16 protein-coding genes and 1 pseudogene are annotated in these 19,142 nt (G+C 31.0%); all 17 read right to left on the reverse strand.

The features are described 5' to 3' along the window. Positions 1 to 50 precede the first annotated feature (50 nt). Positions 51 to 236 (reverse strand): annotated as a pseudogene (locus HMPREF1630_RS09335) (DNA topoisomerase 3); the annotation flags it as partial. 709 nt (positions 237 to 945) lie between these two features. Next, a complete protein-coding gene (locus HMPREF1630_RS06390; RefSeq protein WP_037328203.1) occupies positions 946 to 2,613 on the reverse strand; it encodes an ATP-binding cassette domain-containing protein in 1,668 nt (555 codons plus the stop codon). Positions 2,614 to 2,902: 289 nt separating this feature from the next. After that, entirely contained in the window at positions 2,903 to 4,441 is a 1,539-nt protein-coding gene (locus HMPREF1630_RS06400; protein ID WP_037328207.1) for a radical SAM protein, read from the reverse strand. Between the two features lie 83 nt (positions 4,442 to 4,524). Then, positions 4,525 to 4,935 carry a VanZ family protein gene (locus HMPREF1630_RS06405; RefSeq protein WP_052039395.1) on the reverse strand — a complete coding sequence of 137 codons (411 nt, stop codon included), beginning with the start codon at positions 4,933 to 4,935 and terminating at the stop codon, positions 4,525 to 4,527. 10 nt (positions 4,936 to 4,945) lie between these two features. Next, on the reverse strand, positions 4,946 to 5,164 hold the full coding sequence (locus HMPREF1630_RS09775) for a helix-turn-helix domain-containing protein (protein WP_204367744.1): 219 nt from the start codon (positions 5,162 to 5,164) through the stop codon (positions 4,946 to 4,948). Between the two features lie 237 nt (positions 5,165 to 5,401). Beyond that, the gene (locus tag HMPREF1630_RS06415; protein WP_037328208.1) at positions 5,402 to 7,117 is read right to left on the reverse strand and encodes a DNA topoisomerase 3; all 1,716 of its coding nucleotides are present in this window, start codon (positions 7,115 to 7,117) and stop codon (positions 5,402 to 5,404) included. Between the two features lie 87 nt (positions 7,118 to 7,204). After that, positions 7,205 to 8,608: an AlbA family DNA-binding domain-containing protein gene (locus tag HMPREF1630_RS06420; protein WP_037328209.1), complete on the reverse strand. Its 1,404-nt coding sequence runs from the start codon at positions 8,606 to 8,608 to the stop codon at positions 7,205 to 7,207. 304 nt (positions 8,609 to 8,912) lie between these two features. Then, entirely contained in the window at positions 8,913 to 10,508 is a 1,596-nt protein-coding gene (locus tag HMPREF1630_RS06425; protein WP_231549524.1) for a CD1107 family mobile element protein, read from the reverse strand. A gap of 67 nt (positions 10,509 to 10,575) precedes the next feature. Next, on the reverse strand, positions 10,576 to 10,848 hold the full coding sequence (locus tag HMPREF1630_RS06430; RefSeq protein WP_037328211.1) for a hypothetical protein: 273 nt from the start codon (positions 10,846 to 10,848) through the stop codon (positions 10,576 to 10,578). 11 nt (positions 10,849 to 10,859) lie between these two features. Beyond that, complete coding sequence (locus HMPREF1630_RS06435) at positions 10,860 to 13,205, reverse strand: C40 family peptidase (protein ID WP_197049874.1); 2,346 nt, start codon at positions 13,203 to 13,205, stop codon at positions 10,860 to 10,862. Beyond that, positions 13,174 to 14,196: a DNA-methyltransferase gene (locus tag HMPREF1630_RS06440; protein ID WP_037328213.1), complete on the reverse strand. Its 1,023-nt coding sequence runs from the start codon at positions 14,194 to 14,196 to the stop codon at positions 13,174 to 13,176. Before HMPREF1630_RS06440 ends, HMPREF1630_RS06435 begins: the two co-directional genes overlap by 32 nt. Before the next feature lie 2 nt (positions 14,197 to 14,198). Beyond that, positions 14,199 to 16,676, reverse strand: a complete 2,478-nt coding sequence (locus HMPREF1630_RS06445) for a VirB4-like conjugal transfer ATPase, CD1110 family (protein WP_037328214.1) — start codon at positions 16,674 to 16,676, stop codon at positions 14,199 to 14,201. After that, positions 16,627 to 17,043 carry a PrgI family protein gene (locus HMPREF1630_RS06450; RefSeq protein ID WP_037328216.1) on the reverse strand — a complete coding sequence of 139 codons (417 nt, stop codon included), beginning with the start codon at positions 17,041 to 17,043 and terminating at the stop codon, positions 16,627 to 16,629. Before HMPREF1630_RS06450 ends, HMPREF1630_RS06445 begins: the two co-directional genes overlap by 50 nt. A gap of 3 nt (positions 17,044 to 17,046) precedes the next feature. Continuing rightward, positions 17,047 to 17,544, reverse strand: coding sequence for a hypothetical protein (locus tag HMPREF1630_RS06455; protein ID WP_037328218.1), 498 nt, complete (start codon positions 17,542 to 17,544; stop codon positions 17,047 to 17,049). Between the two features lie 68 nt (positions 17,545 to 17,612). Continuing rightward, positions 17,613 to 18,476, reverse strand: a complete 864-nt coding sequence (locus HMPREF1630_RS06460; protein ID WP_037328219.1) for a VirB6/TrbL-like conjugal transfer protein, CD1112 family — start codon at positions 18,474 to 18,476, stop codon at positions 17,613 to 17,615. Continuing rightward, entirely contained in the window at positions 18,476 to 18,691 is a 216-nt protein-coding gene (locus HMPREF1630_RS06465) for a Maff2 family mobile element protein (protein ID WP_035915748.1), read from the reverse strand. Before HMPREF1630_RS06465 ends, HMPREF1630_RS06460 begins: the two co-directional genes overlap by 1 nt. A gap of 3 nt (positions 18,692 to 18,694) precedes the next feature. After that, the gene (locus HMPREF1630_RS06470; protein ID WP_037328222.1) at positions 18,695 to 19,039 is read right to left on the reverse strand and encodes a single-stranded DNA-binding protein; all 345 of its coding nucleotides are present in this window, start codon (positions 19,037 to 19,039) and stop codon (positions 18,695 to 18,697) included. Between the last annotated feature and the right edge of the window lie 103 nt (positions 19,040 to 19,142).

Genomic DNA, 19,142 nt, shown 5'->3' on the forward strand with positions numbered 1-19,142 from the left:
CCTACCTCCCATACAAATTTACTAAATTTAATAAGCGTATCAAACATAAACTATTCCTTTTCATAACGAGAAATTACATTTCTTATCCCACTTTCTATTGCCTCCAAAAAATCTTTCTTTAGTGATTTTCCCTGTACAATATCCAATAGCTCCATTTCCCATTTTGATGTTGTTTCTGCGGATTTAAAAGTATCGGCTACAATCGTTACAATGTTGATTCCCTTATGTGTATTAACTTATCTGTTGATTTAGCCACCTTACCATTTATCTTTTTTAATTCCATCAGGCTTTTGATGTTGTAGTTGTTATTCATCCCGTATTTCTTTCATGTCTGTTTTTTCGTTTTCTGCCATTTAGTTCATCCTTTCGACTTCCACAAAAAAAAGATTTCCTGTACTTAGGAAACCTCTTTTTCTCTTGCTTATATTTTGTTTTTCGTTTTCGGTATTGATTTTAAGTTGTGGATTGTATCTTTTTTCTTGCTCTATATTCCCTTGCTTTTACTTTCTCATACTATCTAAATTTTTCAATATTTTTAGCTCAGTATTTTTTGGAATATTCTCTATGGTATGCTAGTGATTTTTCTTTCTTTGCTTCTTCAATTTCTTCTCCCATCTGTATCATTTCTTGTTCTGTTGGCTATATTTGTTTTGTGAGTTCATTCTCAAATCTGCTTATATAGTTAAAATAAACTTCTATACGCTGAACAACATATCTTGCTCTTTTGACATCTCGCTCATGCACTATAATTTTACTGATAATTTGAAAATTTATCAATTACTTTTTTACCCATGACATAAATATCCAACGTTCCACTATCTACTTATATATTTTGTTATTAGTCTATTCATTAAATTAATAATATTAAAATGTTTATCATACTGAAACAAAAAATAAAAGAAGTTTTGACACTATCCTATTTTTAATATTAAATATTTATTTAGTCTACTTTTTACAAATTTTGCCATCTTTTAATATAAAATAATTAACATCATATTTTTTTAACAGTTCTAAATTATGTGTAACTATTATAACAATTTTTTCACTTGCAATATCATTCATAATATCAATAACTTTTTTTTCCATATTAGGATCCAATGCTGATGTAGGCTCATCCATAATAATCACATCAGCTTCCTTTATGAGCATTTTTGCTAATCCTATTCTTTGCCACTGTCCTTTAGATAATTCTTCCCCACCAAACCATTTACCCATCTGCGTATCTAATTTATTGTCAAAGTTATCAACTTTATTTTTCAGCCCCAAAATTTCCAATATATTAAAAATTTTTGTATCATCATATCTATATTTATCTGACATTGAAATATTCTCTCTCAGTGTAAATTCATATTGATTATAGTCTTGAAATAAAATTGCTATTCTATCTCTAAAAGATTTCTTGTCTATATTTTTTAACTCTACATCATTAACAAATATTTCTCCTTCATATTCATTATAAAGACCAGCAATTAATTTTATCAATGTACTTTTTCCAGAACCATTTTCACCTATTATTACTATTGGTTTACCAGTCGTAAATTCCACATTAATTTTGTTAATAATTACTTTTTCTCCATAACTAAATGTTACATTTTTTAGGATAATTTCTTTTATGTTTTTCGAAATTTTTTTCCTTCCTAAATTATCCTCTTTAATATCAATAAATTCAAAATAATTTTCTGCATATAATTTATCTTTGTATATCTCAGATAGAGACTTAAATATGGACATAAAATTCAATTGTATATTTTCAATAGAGTAAATGAACCCCATTATGTTTCCCACTAACCCATTAGTAGCTAACGATTTCATAATATATAATGATATTAACAATATTTTTACTATTAACTCAAACAATTGAATTGCAACATTTACGATATTGTATATACATGATAACTTAATCATATATTTCATTGTTTTTTCTTTGTATTTTATGAATTTCTTTAATAAAACATCTATATACTGAAAAGTTATAATTTCCTTTATAGCTATATTATTTGTAAGCAAATATTTAATATAGTCACTTTTTCTTAATATTAAAACATTACTTTTTTCTACATTATATGCATATTCTCCCATTTTTCTATTAACAAAAAAAGAAAGTATTGGAACAACAAGTATAATCCACCAGTATTCATTTTTATAACTTATCAACAGTGATATTATAGACATTATCGATATAATATCTTGAATGAATTTCACAAAATGTATATAAATATTAACCACCTTGCCTTGCCCAAGAACTTGTGCTTTACTTATTAAATTATAAGTATGTTCTTCATCAAAGTGTTTTAAAGACAATATTTTTATTTTATTTATAAAATTCTTTTCTAATAAATATTCTATTTTTAAAGCAAAAACTTGATTTATATATCCCTGAATCTGAGTAATACATATAAAAAACAGATTTACAAAAAAGAATAATGTTATATACGTTATAATAGCACTCTTACTACTAAAATTTTGTATATTATTTATTAAATTTTGTAATATATATATTTTAATAGCTTCTCCAAATCCCAAAAAAATACTAAATATTAAATTTGCTATAAATAAAAATGGTGATGAAATATAACACTGTTTAAGAGATCTCAATAAAATACTCTTTTTCATACTCTTCTATCCTTCCATATAATAAAGAGGGATAGAATACACTATCCCTCTTTATAATTGTAATACTAGATACTTGATCTTGAAGTATTACTAGCAGTTGATGCATTAGCACCATGATTATGAGGCCAACAATTGCATCCACAATGAGAACAATTATCAGCATCACCCAAAGCAGAAGAGAAAGCTATTCCATTTCTGCACATGCATGCAAGTGGTTTTATTCCACCTTCGTCTCTTTTTAGGTCTCTGCCTAATGGATTCGTGATTTTCATAACTTCTACCTCCTTTTCTAAAATAACTGCATTTTATTCAAATCCTCTATTACAGAAGGATTAGAATACATCATTTCATGATATAGTTTTAAATAATTTTCTATACCAAAACGTTCGCTAATACATTTATACTTTTTAGTCAATATATTTAATCCATCCTTATCATAACAAATCGCATAACAAATACTACACAAATTTATTGCCCAACATCTTGAGCAATCATTTTTAGAACACTCACAATAATCATTTACATAGTATTTCTTTATCGAGTCTATGTCATATCCATCTATGTAATTCCCTATAGTTGGTGTTTCTCCCATACGCTCACATAAATTGTAATTACCATCAACTGTAACAAACAATTTCCTTCCACCTGGCATACAACAGCCATTCATTATATATTCATTCATAGGTTTCCCAGAAATTCGCCTACTATGAATTTTTTGGAGATTTTGCAAAATTCCATTCCACGTAAATGGATTTTCAGATGTTACATTATTTATAAAATTTTCAGCCCATTCCTGAACTGGATTATTATCTCTCATAAACTCTTTTGATGAATTATAAAATCGCCTACTCTTTATATCATTTTCATTTATCTTTCTTCCATAATCCACATAACTTGTAATTATAGAAGTTTTTTCGTTTATAAATGGACAAGTTTTGAAAAAATGCTGTATTCTAGATAACTTGTTTTCATCATATGGGGGAGTAATAACTGTACTCAATAATATTAAATCTTCTTTTCCTCTACTCTTTAGCTCATTATATAAAATTCCAAGACCTTTAGTTGTTCGATCAAAACTTCCATTGCCATTGATATCCACTCTATATTCATCATGTGTGATTTTATCCCCATCTATACTACAAACTACAGAAAAGTTTTCTGTAGTTGCAATAAACTCAGCAATTTCCTCATTCATAAGAGTTAAATTAGTTGTCATAGAAAAATACAACTTTGTATTTAATTTCAGTGATAATACATACTCAACAATTTTTTTAATCAGTTTAAAATTAACTAAAGGTTCACCACCATAAAAAGTCACATAAAACTCATCATCTACTCTATCAATAATATTGTTAATACTTTTTATTGCAATATCTAAAGGCATATCTTTAGTTTCAGAAAAATCTCTAAACTTGGAATTTTCATCACCATATATACAATATTTACACCTAAGATTACATTTCTGAGTTACCTCCAGTATTATCTGATTCAATTTTCTATTTAGATTTTCTTCTAAATTCAAGACTTGATCTCCAGTAAATTCCACAAAAGGACAGGCTTGAAGCAAACTCTCTTTATCTATTATATCAACTACTTTGCTAAATACCTCTATGTTCGTATTCTTAAATATTTCTTCTAATGATTCATTATTTTTTATAGAAAGAATTTGTTCAAATATTTGATACTCTTCAAATGTACATTCAAAAATCTTACCTGTCCCTAAATCATAGAAAAAATATTTATTTCTAGTTTGAAAAGTTTTTCCTAACCTCTCATAGTATATGTTCTTTGATAATATACTTTTTAACTTGCTTAACTCTTTACCCATATATATCAAACCTCCATATATTTTATATCACATTCAATAATATTCGATAATATTTTGCAAAAAGCTCAACTTGAAGTTGTATACTAATTATTTTTTCTCTTAGTGAAAATGTCTGCAACTAAAAAACCAATTACACCACCTAAAACATTTGTTATCACATCCGTTATATCTGATGCCCCAATAGACATAATATACTGCATTATTTCAAAAAATAAACTTACTACTAGAAAAATTAAAAATGCCTGGTTAATTTTAATACCACAACTTATTTTTTTTAATAAAATTCCAAAAGGAATAAATATTAATATATTAAAAATAGGTTCTAACCAAAACAGATCTCCTTCTATAATATTGTCATAATAGAAAGGAATAAAGTTTACGTCTCTAACCCTCCTCATATCACTAATAGAAAAGCCTAGCTTAAAAAGAACTAGCCAAGACAACAAAATCAAGTATATGAATAACAATATTTTTAATATATTTTTTTTCTTCATTATTATAACCTCAACCTTTTATGCATTTGTAAAAAATATTCCCATAACACTCTCCCAAAACTTCTGCCAACTGAATTGCTCTCTGTATTGTCGGAACTATTATACCTCTTTCCACACTACTTATATACTGCTGCGAAATACCAGTCAACTCCGATAATTGTATTTGGGTATATCCTTTACTTTTTCGTATTTTTGCTAGTGAATTACACACTTTTATTTTTTGCATCATTAATCCCTTCTCTTTTTTGTCTTCTATTATATATTAAATCTAAGATAAATACAAGTTTAAATTGTATTATATTTTTATTACCCGTTGTTCTTACCTTATAAATCTCACAAAAAAATTAGTTCTACTCTACAGACTCATTTTTATTTAGATGAATTGTCAAAAAATCTCTTATTATAAACTTGGCTTTAAAAAACCTAACATGCTTTAACCCATTTATTTAACTTTAGTAATCATAAGCTATTCCTTTTTATAACGAGAAATTACATTTCTTATCTCACTTTCTATTGCCTCCAAAAAATCTTTCTTTAGTGATTTTCCCTGTACAATATCAGATAGCTCCATTTCCCACTTTGCTGTTGTTTCTGCCGATTTAAAAGTATCTGCTACAATCGTTACAAGGCTGATTCCTTTGTGTGTGGCAATAAGGTTTTTTTTATCTCTTTCTACAAATCCCTTGAAAATCAGATTTTCAATGATTCCTGCTCTTGTTGCAGGTGTTCCAAGTCCTTTTCGCTCAACTTCCACACCTTTTTCCAATGCGTCATTTCCTGCAAGCTCCATAGCCTTTAGGAGAAGATCTTCCGTAAAATGTTTAGGCGATGATGTGTATTTTTCTTTTATCCCTTTATCTTTAATATCAAGACTATCACCAATCTTTACATCCGGAAGCACTGTATCTTCATTTTTCTTTTTTGCATATTCGTTTAGGTATTTGGTAAAGCCCTCATCTACAATCACCTTTCCACTACTTGTAAATTCAAATCCATCAAATTCAGCCACAATCTTCGTTGTATTCTCAATTAAAGGATAGCCTACACTTGCATGTAGCTTATTTAAAATAAGTTCATATACCTTCAATTCACTTTCCGGAAGAGAAGTTAAGTCCCCATTCATACTGCTTGCTGTCGGGATAATAGCATGATGATCTGTAACCTTTTTAGAGTTAAATACCGTCTTAATACGCCCCGTATCAAAGTCATTCTTTCCTAAGATATGATTGATGGTACTTGTAATCATATCTTCCGTTAAGCATCTGCTGTCTGTTCTCGGATAGGTAATCAGTTTTTTCTCATACAGACTTTGAGCATAATCAAGTGTTTGCTTGGCACTATATCCAAAATATTTATTGCACTCTCTTTGAAGTGTTGTAAGGTCAAAAGGCAAATCAGGTTTTGTTATCTTTTCCTTTTGAATAACATCGGTAATTCCTATCTTATTGCCAACTAAATTGATTAGCTGTTCAGCAATAACCTCATCATCAATTCTATCTGTTGATAGTGTAAAACCATTCATAGAAAGTTCGACTGTAAAATATTTTTCTTTCTTGAAATTTGCTATCTCATCATCTCTATTTACAATCATTGCAAGAGTTGGTGTTTGTACCCTCCCAACAGAATAACTCTGTTTATATAGGCACGAATACAGTCTGCTTAAATTCATTCCCACAAGCCAATCTGCTATTGCCCTTGCTTGTGATGATTCAAATAGATTATCGTAAGAACTTCCATCTTTTAGGTTATCAAAGCCATCTTTAATTGCACTATCTTCCATTGATGAAATCCAAAGGCGTTTCATCTTCTTTTTGCAATTTGCCTGATTGTAGACAAGCCTGAAGATTGCTTCTCCCTCACGCCCTGCATCACAAGCATTTATCACAATATCTATGTCCTTATCGTTCATCAGCTTTTTAAGAATCATAAATTGTTTCTTTGTAGACTTTGCAATCTCATACTTATATTCCTTTGGAATAATCGGCAAATCAGCCATATTCCACTTCGCATATTTTTCATCATAACTATCAGGATTTGCCATTTGAATTAAATGTCCAACACACCAGCTTACCTTGTATCCGTTTCCTTCATAATATCCATCTTTCTTCTTTGTTGCTCCAATCACTTTTGCAATAGAGATTGCAACACTTGGTTTCTCTGCTATCACCAAATTATGTTTCATAAATTCCTCCTTATTTTTGTACTAAAAAAGGCAATCAGAGTTTCAATTTTCTCCAATTGCCTATTAAAATTTCATATATTTAATTGTCTATTTTTTAATCCATTTTCCTGTTTTAGAACTACCTACATACTCTATCTTTCCTTCATCTTTCAATTTTAAAATATCTCTTCTGATGGTAGATTCTGCAACATTTAACATCTTTGATAATTCTAATCTCGTAATATTTGGTTTGTCTGAAATAATATCAATTATTTTATTCAATCTATCTTGTTTCGTCATTTTTTGGGGTTCATTTTGGGGTTCATTTTGGGGTTCATTTTGGGGTTCACCACTAACATTATAGTTTAAATTCTTTAAAATAGTAAAAAATGAACTTCTTGTAGATCTAAATTCCGGTTTTAAGTGTTCATTGTAGTTCTTCTCAAATTCATAACTCTCTATAATTTTTTTCAGTCCACTTCCCCGTCTTTCCATTAAGTCCATTCTTCCAAAAATATCTGCAAGAATTGGATTTCTTCTACTTGACGAAATAGTATATGGGTCTACATCTTGAATTAAGGTTCCGTCATACATTCCACCTGGAGAGTAAATTTCCATTCTATCATCATAAATATCCAAATGTACTTCACTTCCAATGACGCTATAATCTCTATGAATCAAAGCATTGACAATTGCTTCTTGAACCGCTCTTTCAGGATATTCAGGATATTCTTCACGATAGAGTGGTCCTTTTCTCCACATTTTCTTTGTGTTTACCTTTGTAAAATTCAGTGCATTTTCAAGCAAAAACAAGATATTTCCCTCAAATTCATTATCATCCAGTGCTTCCATCAAGCCACTAGCCTTTGTAAGTCCATTCCATCTTGTGCAAAATATCCTTGATTGATATACTAAATATCCGTCTGCAAACAAGGCTCCTGCATAAGTTAAAAGATTATCTTTTGTTGTTAAACCGAACGATAACAAATCTTTTTCTTCAAATTTTTTATTTGTCCTTTTTTCATATTCAATTCGCAATTTATTAAAGGTAGCATCTTTTGTCTGAATATCCGTTTGTATAGTATCAAATGTTTTATTCATTCCTTTCAAAACTAAATTTTTAAGGTCAATACTTGTAGCGGCAACACTCTGATTTCCAATCCTTATATAAGAAGACCTATTTCCTCCATCAATAACATAATATGGAGTCTCACTTCCTGCTTTTATATGAAGAACAATAAAATACTTACCATTTTCAGTATGGTTTTCAAGTTTTATTTTTGGAACCGGATCCATCTTAGCCTTAATTATTTCACTGATAGTTTCAGAATCTTTCTTATAATCTTTTAGTCCAATAAGTTCATCTGCATCAGAAATACCAAATATTAAAGCTCCACCATTTTCATTTGCAAATGCACTAATACTTTTTAACCAGCTCTTTGGTTTATTTATTTCAAGTTTTTCTTTTTTATCATAGGAAGTGGATTCTCCAATATATTTTGACAAATCCATTTTCTCTACACCTCCCTTATACCATAATGTAATATTATTACCTATTACAGATATTTATCGTCTATAATTTTATTTCTTTGATAAAAATAGCCCAGCCACAATCGGGCTTGGGCTTACCACATTCAAGTTTTTATTGCCAAAATTATACCATAAATTCACTGTAAGTACAATTCTATCCTTACTAATCATACATAATTTTTATGTCAACAATTTACTTCCTCATTGTTGTGTCTACACTTATTTTATGCTATTTTTTAAGTGTAAACACAACAAATCGAGTGGATAATTTCATTTATATCTAATTTTAGTCCTCATCTTCATCATCATAAGCATCAATTGCCAAATCTTCTATCTCTTGTTTTTCTTCTTCGTCTGGCACTTCACTTTCATCATCTTTTCTTTCATAGGAATCTTCAAACTCATCATACTCTTCTTCATCTTCCTCATCATCTTCCTGATTTTTCTTATAAATCTTGAAATAGTATCCTCCACCTATTACAGCGACAATGATTAAACCTAAAAATATATAAAGACCGTTTCCTTTATTTTCAGCTTTAGGGTCTTCTTTTTTAACTTCAGGTTTAGGCTCTTTATCTTCAATTTTTTTAATTTCTTCTTTTGACTTTTCCTTACCCTCTACCATATTAAGAAGATCATCTTCAGACACTTCCGTTAAAAGCATTACATTTTCACTTTGCTCATCATGGTTGATAATTAAATGAAATGTCTTACCTGATTTTGTCTGGAAGGTTACAAATTGTCTTGCATCAGCAGAATATTTGTCAGTTTCTTTATTGTCTTTACCATCATTATGATGAACCCTATAATCATTGTTAGCATTATCCTTATTCTCAGTAACAGAAGCTCTAGCCTTTGACGGTGCTGAGGCTACTCCTTTATTGGTATTGACATTCTTTTCTCCGCTATCCGTAGTCGAATTTTGACTGTTATTACTTGCTGCCTGTTTGGGTGTCAATTTATTAGGATAACGAACCTCTTTTTCTTTATTTTCTTTATTCTCTTTACTTTCTTTATTCTCATCACTTTTTGTATTTTTAGAGGTATCCGGTGCAGATGATTTTAAGGCACCCTTTTCTTTCTTTACACTATCTCCACTACCTACTGAAGCAGATGGTGCATTACCTTTTACAAATGAAGATGGATTTTGTGGTAATGCTTGTGGCAATGGATTTGTTATAGCCTTTGGATAGTCTTGTTTATTGATCTGATTTGATTTTTCCTGCAATTCTTTAATTTTCTTCTCCAGTTCTTCCACAGATTTTTTGATTTCTGTGTTTTCTTTAGAAGAATTCATCTTTTCTTTTTCCTTTTTCAGCCTTTTCTCCAAGGATTCTATTTCATCTTCCAAGTCTTTGATTTTATCCTTTTGCTTATCATTTAACTTGTCCTTATCCTTGACTTGTTCACTTAATTTATCTAATTTTTCTTTCAGCTCTTTCGATTCCTTTTCCATCTTAGATATGCTTTCTTTATCTATGTCTGTTTGAACTTTTTTATCTTCTGTTTTTGGATTTTCCGTTTGTGTACTTTGTTCATTTTTAGGATCTTCTTTTTCATTATTTTCCTCTGTCTGCGTTTTTTTATCCTTAACAGTAACTTTTTCCACTTTACGAATAATTTCGTCTGTCCCGTCTCCCTTTACTTTATAGAACAAAAATTCATCTATAAATTTCATATCATCAGGCAAGATAGGAATGTCTCCACTGTCAAGAATCTGTCCTTCCTTTGCTTTAATGCTTTCTTCTTTGTAAAGACTATCATCTTGAAATATATATTTTACCTTAACTTCTACCTCATCTTTTTTAATATCTTCCACTGGACTAATCAATGTTGGAAACAAATTCCCCTGTGCAAATACAATCTGTTTATTAAAAATCATAGTTCCGATTAACATGACAATAACAACAATTATTCCAAATAAGGTAGCTTTGGATTTCTTATTCATCTTAAATTTGGTTTTCATCATTTTCCTCCATATATTCTATATTTTCTGCTTTTTGCATACTCCTTTTTTCCTTCAATTCATCTTTCTTGTAACTTTTTATCATTTCCAAAAATTCATCAATGGAAATATCAATACTTCGATATTCTTTTAATATACAAGCACTTTCCATTTCTTCCTGCTCTTCTTTTAATATCTCTTTTTTTAACTTTAATTCTTCTATCTTTTCATCAATTTCTTTTTGTTTTTCAATATTTTTTCTATACTTGTTATTCAATGTACTCCCTCCTATTTAGGTCTACCAAATCCGTAAAAATGCTGTTTCCAGTACGGTGTATCAATCCTTGCATACTGAATCGGATCTCCTGCATGAATCATATAACCCCCACCTACATAGATGCCTACATGAGAAATTGGTGATCCTGAATTATATGTTCCCTTAAAGAAAATAATATCTCCCGCCTTTGCTTCACTTGGTGAAACGGGATTGCAATAGTCTGTATAAATTCTCCAAGCAGTAGTACGAGGCATATTTTTTATCCCTGAATGGGTATAGGTCCAACATACAAAACTTGAACAGTCAAAGTTACTAGGTCCATTAGCTCCAAACACATATCTTTTTCCGATATGTTTTTCCGCCTCATGCACAATAGCTTTTACACTTTCTCCATTAAATTCAAGTCCGGGATTTGAAAAATCGGGATTATTGATAATCTCTGATAAATCCCCATTGCCACTTCCAAAGGCAAGTTCCATATTTCCTTTACTTGCAAGGAGCGTTTCATAGTGGGATAAATTGTCAGGATAAGAGTGGAACACTTCTCGGATAATTATATCCATCTCTCTTTTTTCCAAGGTTACAATGAGCTTTTTATACTCATATGCTTCTTCATGACTTTCACCGTCCTCAGATGTAACAGTTCTATATCTGATTTCAATTTCTTCTTTGTAGGTTAAGGTATACATCTGATGAAACAAACTTTGAAGTTCGCTTTCTACTTCGGATACTTCTTTTACCACTCCAAAGCGGGCAGTGATGTAGGATAAGAGTTCATGAACATTATGACCAATATTCTCTTTTCCATTTATAATATATTCATCATAACCCGGATGATTTTCATGGACACTATCCATTTCTTCCTGTAATTCCTGTTCTAAGGAAGAAAATTCCTGATTAATTTCTTTTAGTGTATCTTCTGATGATAGATACGTAGTCGAGATTGTATTTCCTACCATACCTGTTCCCATGTTCATCAACATAGTTCCCGATTGAAAAAGCATAAAAAATATTCCTATAACAATAAGTAATAGGAATCCCATCTTTTTACCTCTGGCTCTTATAAACTCAGCAAATCTTTTACTACTCTCGATAAAGGATTTTTTTATTCTGTTTTTTACGCTATCTTTATACTTCTTTTGAATCTGCCTTTTATACTGCCTTCTTTTAAAAAACTGTTTTAATCTTGAAGTATTCTGATACTCACTACTCTTTTTTAGTTCTTCCATATTTTTTTGAAAGAAGAGTTTCTTTTCCTGTTTATGAATACTCTTGTCAAGTTTATTTATCTTCTTTTGTCTCTTTAATACCTTCTTCTTTCCACGATGATAAGCATGTCTTGAAATGGTTTCCATCTTCTCTACAGCCTTATGCGTTCCCTCAACTCCAGCATTATCTTCTTTTCCGCTTTCCAAATACCTCTTTACCATTCCCGTTGCCATTACAGCACTTTTTGCACTTTGACTTTTGCCATCAATTCCCTTATTTTTTAGTTTCTGCTCTTGTCTTTGCTTTTTTTGCTGTAACTTGGAAATTTTCTTTTCCTTATTTTCAAATTTCCCTTTTCTTTTTTGTGATGTGCTTTTATCACTGGTTTTTCCCTCATTCTTTACATCTTGAAATGACTTCTTTTTCGTATCTTTATCTCTTGTAAACTCCTGATTGTCAAAATTACTTTTAAAATATTTCTTTTGATTTTCCGATTTTGGACTTTCTTTGGAAAAGGTATCTTTTGCATAATGTTTGTATATCTTATTCTTGGATTTTGGATTTTTTACATATTCATCATAATTTTTTTCCTTATCATTTTGCCTATTATCATACTTTTCATCATCTGCAAGAGTTCGATATGATACTTTACTATCCCTAAAATCCACATCATACCTATCTATTACTCCATCGTTGTCCATGTCTTTAGATAATGGATCATAAACCTCTTTTTCTTTATGAAACTTATCTATCTGCTTTCGCATTTTTTTCTTCTGATTTTCTTTTCTTGAAAAAGTTTGACCTTTTTCTCCGTTATCACTTAATGGGTATAATTCATCGTTTCGTATATTTTTTTCGTATTGTCCACTCATAAAATGCTTTGATTGATTCTTAGATACCAGCTTATCTTTACTCAAATTCATACTTTCTTTCATGGAATTATCTTCTTGACTGTAAAAATTTTTATGCATCTTTTTACTACTTATGCCATTAGATTTTAATGTGGAATTTTCTTGTATATCTACCATAGAATTATTATCTGACAGATTATTGTCATATCTACTAACATTTTGATGACTTGAATCAAAAGAAGTATTCTTTTTAAAATTCTTTTCTCTACTCTTTTTGTATCTCATTTGCTTTTTCATTCAAAGAATTCACCTCCCTTTCGATTCTTTCCCTTGCAAGCCTGCAATACTCTTCATTTAATTCTATACCGATATATTTTCTATCTTGCATAAGTGCCACAAATCCGACTGTTCCACTTCCAATAAAAGGATCAAGGATTATTCCACCTTTAGGGCAACCCGCTATCATACAAATTTCAGCTAACTTAGGTGGAAAAGTAGCATAATGTTCCCCTCTAAAAGATACGGTATTTATAGTCCAAATATCTCTTTTATTACGAAACTGAGGAATATTATCTCCCATATACTCTCCATATCTTCTTGCTTTATTGATTTTTTGTATCTTTGCTCCGGAATTTTCTTTTAAATATTTATTATCTGCCTTTCTTCCTCTCATATATCTTTTTTTGCTAACTTCTTTCATCGGCTCTGCCATTTGTTCATAATCATAATAATATTTTGGTGATTTAGAAAGTAAAAAAATATGCTCATAAGAACGAGTAGGTCTGTCCTTACAAGACTCAGGCATGGCATTTTCCTTATGCCAAATAATATCAGAACGTAAATACCACCCATCCTCTCTTAAAGCAAAAGCCAATCTCCAAGGTATACCCATTAAATCCTTTGACTTATATCCTGAAACCTTTTGTGTAATTGATGGATTTTGTCCATTTCTTCCTTTTGGATATTTAGGATCAATATATTTTCCCTTTCCACCTCCTGAACCGGCATAAGAATCCCCAATCACGACAAAGCAGGTGCCGTCTTTTTTTAATACTCTTCTCACCTCATGAAATACTGCTACCAATTTGTCAAGATATTCTTCTACCGTAGTTTCTCTTCCGATTTGATCTTCCTTGTGGTAATCTCTCAGTCCATAGTAGGGCGGGGAGGTAATCACACAATGTATACTTTCATCTGGAAATTTTCTTAAAGTTTCAAGTGCATTCCCACAAATAATTTCATTTGTATTTTCTTTTATGAATGCTTCTTTACTCCTGTCTACACTCATCCCTATTCACCTGCCTTTTTTACTTCTTCAGGTTTCGTTGTGATTAGTGAATAGAGTTTTGTATTTTTCGGAAACTGGTCTATAAAAGGAACAATCGTATTTCCATAAAAGATAAGTCCCTCTCCTTCACCCGAATTGGTTACATAGGAAAGCTGATGTTTGGAGATGTTGAGTTTTTTAGCTAGAATATCTCTATCCGTTCCTGCTTGGTTAAGCATCAAAATAAAGTCGGTATTGTCAAATATATTTTCAATTTCAGGACTTGCAAGTAAGTCCTTTATATTTTGAGTTAAGCCTGTCGGCATACCGCCCCATTTTCTAAAACGCTTCCAAATTTCAATGGAATAATTGGCTGTTTGCGGTTCTTTCAACAAAAGATGAAATTCATCAACATAGTATCTTGTCGCTTTTTTGCTTGCTCTGTTTATGGTTACTCTGTTCCATACCTGATCCTGCACCACGAGCATCCCTATCTTTTTAAGCTGTTTTCCAAGCTCTTTGATGTCATAACAAACCACTCTGTTACTTGTATCTACATTCGTTCTATGATTAAAGACATTTAAACTTCCCTTTACATAAATCTCCATCTCTACTGCAAGTTTCTTTCCTACGGTTTCTTCCTGTTTTTGAAGAAGATTATATAAATCTTCCAATATCGGCATATTTTCAGGAATTGGATTTTCAAAGTAGGCTTTATATAAAATTGGCAAACAACGGTCAATAACGGAGATTTCTTCCGCACTTAACTTTTTTTCTCCTACAACGAGTTCAAATAGAGATAGTATGAAGTCTGATTTTAAGGACAAAGGATTATCTTCATCCGCATAGTCAATATTGATGTCCAGCGGATTGACATAGTCTTTTGAAATCGGAGATATTTTAATAACCTGTCCTTTTAGAGCCTCTACGAGTGGTGCATATTCAGCTTCCGGGTCTGCTATGATAATGTCATCATCCGTAATTAAAAAGGCATTGGTGATTTCCCTTTTGGCTGCAAAAGATTTACCAGAACCCGGTGTTCCTAAAATTAGACCATTTGGATTTTTTAGTTTCTTTCGATCTGCCATAATGATATTTCTGCTCAGTGCATTTAGTCCGTAATATAAGCTCTCTCCCTTGATAAAGAGTTCTTCCGTTGTAAATGGAATAAATATAGCTGCTGCACTTGTGGTAAGTCCTCTTTCGATTTCCACTTCATTTATCCCAAGAGGTAAACTTGCAACAAGTCCCTGTTCCTGTCTGTAATTTAGATTTTTCAAACTGCAATTATGTCTATTTGCAATTGACTTTAATGCAAATACCGTATTATCTAGTTTCCCCTTACTTTTGTTGGTGTTCATAAAAAGTATAGTTACCAAAAACATCTTTTCATCATGATTTTGTAGTTCCGATAAGAGATTCTTTGCTTCTGCCCCATAAGTTACAAGGTCGCTTGGTAAGATGTCGATATCATAGCCACTACGAATTGCTTTCTTATTTTCTTCTAATTTCATCTTGTCTAAATCCGTAATTTTTCTTTTCACATTTTTAATAGCTTCCATCTGATCAATCGCCTTAATATGAAATGTTACAATCATATTCTCTTCCATCTCTAAAAACTCGGATAACATCTCATCTTTAATATCCGATGCCAAAAGTTGTAAGAAATTTACTTCAGCAAAGACCTCTCCGGTTTTAAAATAGGTTGGCTTGGAAAAATTAAAAGATGGAGGAACAATGTACTCTTTGGTTGTCAGTCCGCTATATTTTAAATCTTCAAAGGAAAAGACCAGTTTGTCATTCGGATTTAAAATATCATGAATTGTTTTAAGTCTTTCCTCACCGTCAAGTACATAGGCTTTTACTCCCATCTGCTTAAAATTATTTAGCACATCCATCTCCATTCTCTCTAACCTACTCTTTGCCTGCTTTAAATCCTCCGCCTCTATGGTAAAGGTAAGATACATACTTTTAGAAAGCCCATTGTTTCCTTTGGAACTTTGACTTAAGAGCATTTGTCTATATTCATTTCTAATTTCATTAAAATCATCCATATTTTCTTTAATATCAATCAGTCTACTGATTTCCTCATTTTCACCGATACTATTGATATAACTAAATTCTACTTCCACAGAGGAATCAAAGAAATTTAGAAAAGAAGAAAACTCCGAAAATATTCCCTCTTGGTCTGCTTCTTCCATAAGTCTATAGTTAATGTCCAAAAATCGAATGGTTTTGTTATAACTATTCTTATCAATTTGACAAATTCCGTCTTTTAGCATTCGTTTGTAGGGAATTGTATCTTGTACCGTTTCTTTCTTTTCTTGTTTCATCAAAAAAGGAAACCACCTATCTTTCTTTGATGATTTCCCATTTGTTTTTGACTTTGTTTTTTTCTTCCCTGATTTTTTAAGTTCAGATAACTCTTTTTTATTTTTCTTTAGCTCTATCTCATCTTTTCTTAGTCGTTGCTCTTGCTTTTTTCGATTGTTTTTGTTCACTCTTTTTCCTCCTTCCATTTGTTTTGTTTTTACTTCCTATATGCTGTTTTTTCTTATCCGTATGGTAGATACTTTTCGCCTTGTATAGCCTGATTTTTTTGCTCTTGTGAAATCTTAAGATATATGCCAAATGTTTTTCAAAAGGCAAATTATCTTTTTCATATAGTGTTGCAAAAAGAACCGGAAGCACCGCTATACTCATAACTATCATTGATATATCTACACTGAAAAATTTTTTACAAAGCATATACACAGGAAATCCGATAAGTCCTGCTATACTAAAGCCTATAAGCTGTCTTTTGGTAAGATTAAGAGCGACTTTAGTTTTTACTTTCGTCAAATCCTTTGGTACTTTTACATATGCCATAGCCTACCCTCTATCTACTTTTTCTTTGATATTTGAAAGTGCTTCTATATGCTCCCAAAGTGCAATAATTTCTTCTTTACAATTTTCTAATTCTTTAACCAATGCTTTAGCTTCACCTATTCTGTCAATATCTTTTTTTACTGCATTCACGTTTTCACTCATTAAAATCACTTCTTTTAAAACAAGATTCATTACCTCTACTGATAAACCTCTAAATTCATCTTGTTTTTCTTCTTCTGTCTTTAATTCATATTCTAAATACTCATCCTCTAAAGAGCCTCTCTCTTCTTTTTTTACATTATCTTTTGTATTTTCTGTATCAAATTCATCCATAATACAAGACTCTTTTTCTGTCTCATCAAAATCAAAGTAAAAATCATCTTCTTCAAAATCGGATAACTTTTTCGCTCTATTTTCTATTAGTACTTTCATCATTGTCCCCATAGAAAGAATCAAACCTGTTCCTATCAATATTCCTATTTTCTTATTCACTTTTTTCATTTATTACCTCCAATAATTATATTTTTTAACTATCTTATTCACTTTTGCTCATTTTGAACTGAAGTTATTTAGTGGCTATTTAAAATCGCCTTTGCGATACTTCCCGATTTCATCATCATGACTCCAAGAATCACTCCATATGCCAATACCTGTAAAATACTTGCGTGAATATCCGTAAAGTTTACCGTTTTGACCAGAACTGCATAAATTCCAAAAAAGATTAGGATAAAGAGTCCTTGAAGTCCAAGTGCAAATAAAGATTTAATATAGTTTGTTCCAATATTTGACCATTCCTTATTTCCCATTGTAGAAAATGGTATTGCACAAACAGAACAGTAAATATATATTTCAATCATTCTTCCATATAGAATTACAGTGATTAAAATAGAAATAACAGTTAAAGAAAATTTAACTAATCCCGTCTCCAGTGCAATTCCAATGAGTGTTCCAAGTTCCTTTGTTTTTAGGGCATCAACCATAGCATCAAAATTACCAGGTGTGATGTTGGCACTTGTTCCCACAACACCTGCCGCCTTTCCTATCATGGACTGTGCAACATCAAAGACTGCCATTGAAAAATCAAAAGCGTGAGAAACAAACCATATAGCTATCCACATCTTGATGATATACTTAAAAAATTCAAAGGTATCCGTATCTTGCATAGAATTTTTTCTCAGCACCACTTGAATCAGCTCTATACAAAGTATTGCGGCTAGAATTATGGCTGCTATGGGCAAAACAACATTTGTGTTGATTGATTTGATGAAGGTAAAGACCTCCGAGTTCCAAGAACCCGGAGTCTTTCCTACTTCTCCTGCAACTGTTCCTACTTTGTCATTAATATCCACAAGCATTGCAGAAAGATTATCTTTAATAATATCAATCATAATATCCTTGAAAAACTCTTCTATCTTTCCAAATAAGTCAAACATTATTTCAAGACGTTAGCAAGTAGTGGAATGAGTTTTAGCCCTATCAAAACAATTCCTCCACCGCTCATCAATTGCTTGATGCCTTGCGATTTTGCCCCGGGATTATCCGATCCATATCCTTCGAGTAAGTTGATAACTCCCCATGCACCAAGTCCTGCTCCGATTGCCATAACCAAAATTTTAAGCACATTTACTGCTTGTACAAAAAAATCCATAATTTATTCCTCCTTGTTTTCTTCCTGTTCTTTTTTCTTTTCCATTTCTTTGTCGATTTTATTGACATGCCTTACAATAAAGTTTTTGTAGGTTTTATCCTCTTTTTGAACTTCTTTGTAATATCCGTATACATGGATAAAATCTCCTTTTTCAAATTCCTTTGTAAGTTCCGTCTTTTCTCCGTAAACATTACAATTGATATATTCTTTCTTTTTTTCTCCTTCCTTGCCCATTTTTCTAAAGAGCGTAAAGTTTGCAACTGTTACTTCTTTGTCTTTTCCCTGAATGGTTTTCATCTCTACTTCATTAATTAAATTTCCATTGATATTAAGCATTTCTTTTTGCATATAAATCCTCCATTTTCATTTCTTTTAATTTAACAAAAAAAGACCACAACTTTTCTATATTGTCATGGTCTTATCTATATTTTTCTCATTTTAAATTTTGTCT

It is taken from the genome of Anaerococcus lactolyticus S7-1-13, assembly GCF_000758765.1.
Taxonomy (GTDB): Bacteria; Bacillota; Clostridia; order Tissierellales; family Peptoniphilaceae; genus Anaerococcus; species Anaerococcus lactolyticus.